The 3,606-nt window shown below is 67.5% G+C and carries 3 protein-coding genes and 1 pseudogene; 1 reads left to right on the top strand and 3 read right to left on the bottom strand.

Translation table 11 applies throughout. From position 1 onward, the window contains the following. Positions 1-1,628 precede the first annotated feature (1,628 nt). Positions 1,629-2,225, bottom strand: a complete 597-nt coding sequence (locus tag NLX94_RS38590) for a TIGR04222 domain-containing membrane protein (RefSeq protein WP_254387973.1) — start codon at positions 2,223-2,225, stop codon at positions 1,629-1,631. Positions 2,226-2,551: 326 nt separating this feature from the next. Between NLX94_RS38590 and NLX94_RS38585 the strand changes: the two genes are divergently transcribed. Then, positions 2,552-2,977, top strand: a complete 426-nt coding sequence (locus NLX94_RS38585) for a GNAT family N-acetyltransferase (RefSeq protein ID WP_302171711.1) — start codon at positions 2,552-2,554, stop codon at positions 2,975-2,977. A gap of 32 nt (positions 2,978-3,009) precedes the next feature. Here the strand turns inward: NLX94_RS38585 and NLX94_RS38580 are convergent. After that, a pseudogene (locus NLX94_RS38580) lies at positions 3,010-3,150 on the bottom strand (IS5/IS1182 family transposase); the annotation flags it as partial. Between the two features lie 47 nt (positions 3,151-3,197). Next, entirely contained in the window at positions 3,198-3,389 is a 192-nt protein-coding gene (locus NLX94_RS38575) for a hypothetical protein (RefSeq protein ID WP_254387971.1), read from the bottom strand. Between the last annotated feature and the right edge of the window lie 217 nt (positions 3,390-3,606).

Raw genomic sequence — 3,606 nt, 5'->3', positions numbered from 1 at the left:
GCACGCTGTTGAGTTCTCAAGGAACGGACGCTTCCTTTGTACTCACCCTCTCGGGCTTTCCTCCGGGCTTTCGTTCTTGTGTCTCCGACCCTATCAGACTCTTTCGTGTCCGATTCCCGGTCGAAGCGGGTTTTGCTTTCCAGTTCTTCGCTTTCGCGTTTCCCTTTCCGGCGAGACCGACTCTATCAGAAGTTTTCCACCGGATTTCCCGGCTTCAGATTCCTGGATGAGGAGTCGAGGGTGCCCACTCTGAATTGCTTCTTTGGGGGCTGCTGCCGAACTTGTCCAGTTCCAGGCAACCGTTTGACTCTACATGACGCCCCCTGCACCGTCAAAATCGGCACGACACGACGCCCCTCCTCGGTGTAAGGACCCCATTGCCAACGCCCCAGCTGTGCCGAACCCACCCCGGTGGCCGCGCACCCTAGGCCGCCTGCTCGACCTTCGGCCACTGCCCCAGACTGTCGCAGCGGCCGACAACTCCTTCGTGATCGTCACGGGCCTGCCGGCCAGCGGAAGGACCACGCCGGCCCGCGAGCTCGCCAACCACCTCGATCTGCCGCTCATCGACAGGGACGTGGTCCTCGAGTCGCTGTACGACTCCCTCGGCGTAGGTGACCGCACCTGGCGCCACCGGCTGAGCCTGGCCGCCGACGACATCCTGTTCGCTCTCGCTGACGACGCCGCCCGGGCCGTACGCCTGAACTGGTGGCCACGACACCGCCCCCGGCCGGCTCCAGGCGCTGGACGCCCACCTGGTCGAGGTGTCCTGCGACTGCCCGACCACCCTCGTCACCGAACGCTTCCGCACCCGCCACCACCACCTGGGCGACCTCGACCAGGCCCTCACCCACGACCAGATCCACGAACGCGTCGCACTCTGGGCATCCCACCCCGGCCCTCTCGCCCTGGGCGGACCCCTCCGAACCATCGACACCAGCCACCCGGTCGACATCGACGCCCTGGCCGGGGAGATCCGCGTGCTGCCTAATCCCACACCCCCCTCCCGGAGCGGAGGGGGGATCCCTCGGTGAGAGGCTCGGGTCATCCGCTGATGGGTCGAGCAGATGAGGACGGCGAGGAAGGCGAGGAAGGCGGCAGCACGTCCAGACAGGCCCGGGCCACACGGGAGGTCGGGGAGACTCCCCGGTCAGCCCCACGGCTAGATCCTCTCCCCACGGCTTCGACCAAGGTCCGCGACGGTGTCGCCCAGCTCTTGAGCCATCCACCGATCACGGGCTCGACCACGTCCTGTGCGGGCTCCGGCCCCATGCCCGTGGAGCCGACCAACCCCATCGGTACGGCCCGCGACATCTACCCCGGTCGTATCGGACGGTCAGAAGCTCCGTGAACTCGCTCGTGAAGCAATGCATCTCCTCCTGCCCGGCCCCGACCGGAGGAGCCGTGGAGGCGATCACGGTGGTGACCCGAGAGCACTCCGCGCATTGGGAGGAGAACCTCCACTGCGTCAGGGCGGTCCCCAGCACCTCGCCCGAGTGCCCTGATTGGACCTGGCCATGGATCCGAGCCGGATCCCCAGAACCCGTACACGGGATCCAACACCGGTCGCGGGGCAAGCTGCCGTCCAACACAGGTAGATGCGATCCGGATCGGGCCAGTCCCCGCTGTCAGTCACCACCGCCGCCACCACCACCACCTCCGCCGAAACCGCCTCCATCCGCGCCGGCGTCCGAGCCCTGGCCGCGGTCGTCATCGAGGGCTTTGCCCATGCGGATGAGCGTGCACCCGAGAGCGTCGGGGACGGGGTGGGTGCCGAGAAGCCCACGTCGGGCGGAGCCAGGAATGAGTGCGACGGGACCGTGGAGGATGTGCGCGGGGACATGTCCAGCCGAGGCAGCGTCCGCCAGGCGGCGCCGGCCGGCGCGGGTGGGCTTCCGTCGTCGGCGACGCACCAGGCCCAAGGAGACAAGCCGGCGGGCGAGTTCGTCGACCTCGGAGGAGTTCCTGACCGCCTCGATGACCTCCCGCACCGGCTTGCTCCGCGGGCAGGCGACGATGACGGCGAGCTCCACCGGGTGCTCGGGTTGATCCCCACCGATGACGCGTAGGCGGGCGGCCCCCAAGGACAGCATCCCGCGCTCGATGAGGGAGACAACCGCACTTTCCGCGATCCGCATGCCCCCGCCGGCGAGGTAGGCGTACTGGTACGGGTCCAGGGCCTCGCCGGCGCTGTGCGCTTCTGCCCGCCGGAGCATCCGCCTCATCCCGTCTCCCCCTCAGGCCCGCATACCGCCCGCCAGACGGCTGTCGCCCGCATGGTCTCGCCAACGCTGCCGCTCCGGCGAGCATCCACCCACGTTCAGAGCTTCTTCTGAGCATCAAGGCAGCAGAGAGGGCGGCGTCCGGGCCGGGAATCGGGCCGAACTCGCCTGCTCACCCGCTGCCTTGTACGAGTCTGCATCGCGGGCCGGCGAGGTACAGCAGCTGCCTCAAATGCGGATGCGGCAGGTGCATCCGTCTGCGAGAGTCCCGGGCTGTGGACAGTACTGAGCTTGTGATTCGGCGTGCGGTGGATTCTGATGCGGCCGGCATGGCCGACACCTGGCTGCGTTCCTTCAGGGCCGCTCTGCCGACCGTGCGTCTTGCGCACGGCGACGACGAGGTTCGGGACTGGTTCTCGTTCGTGGTGGTGCCGCAGTACGAGACCTGGGTCGCAGCTGCCGACGGGTCCGTGGTGGGGCTTCTCGTACTCGACGGCGGAGAACTGGAACAGCTCTATCTGGATCCGTCGTGGTGGGGGGAGGGTCTGGGCGATCGACTCGTGGCTCTGGCCAAGCAGCAGCGGCCGGATGGGCTGGGGCTGTGGACGTTCCAGGTCAACGGGCCGGCGCAACGGTTCTACGAGCGACACGGATTCATCGCGGTGGAACGTACCGACGGGCTGCGCAATGAGGAGCGCGAACCGGACGTCCGCTACGTCTGGCAGCCCCAGGGCGAAGGACTGTCCCGTAATTGATCTTCGCGCGCGCGGTCTGCGGTGCGGGATGACCCGGTACCCGGGTAGCCGCCGTCGGCGATGGTGGTCGTTCTGCCGACGGCGGCCTTGGCACCGGGCTCCTCCCAAGCCTCGCAGTCGTTGCGGTTGCCCGGGAGAGATCTGCCGATCACGACGACCAGGCGGGTGTCGGCGCCCTCGCGGTGCAGCGCGGTCGGCGGTCTTGGAGATCAGCCTGGGCTCAGAGCTCAAACCACAGATCGATGTTCGGGTGGACTCGTTCGCGCAGACAGTCTGAGTGCGAATACGCCTGCTGCCGCACGGCGCCGCCTCGCACCGGGTCCACCGCACCGAGCCTGAGCTTGGTCGCTGCCCCGTCCTGCTCGAGATCGATGACCTGATAGCAGAAGCAGCAGATGGGGTTCGGGTTCAACGATGCCCCCTCATGTCCCCGAGACAACAGCGCCGGCCGCACCGTCTCGCAGACCCTACGTCGAACAGGACGCCGATAACGGGACAGCCCTTGGGCAGGAAATACCCCGTAAACGCAGAAAAGCCCCGCACCGAACCCATAAGGGCTGGTGCGGGGCTTTCCCACAATGATTGTTCGGCGGCGTCCTACTCTCCCACAGGGTCCCCCCTGCAGTACC

The organism is Streptomyces sp. TBY4, assembly GCF_024213195.1.
Taxonomy (GTDB): domain Bacteria; phylum Actinomycetota; class Actinomycetes; order Streptomycetales; family Streptomycetaceae; genus Streptomyces.
This window is presented reverse-complemented; position numbering and strand designations above follow the sequence as displayed.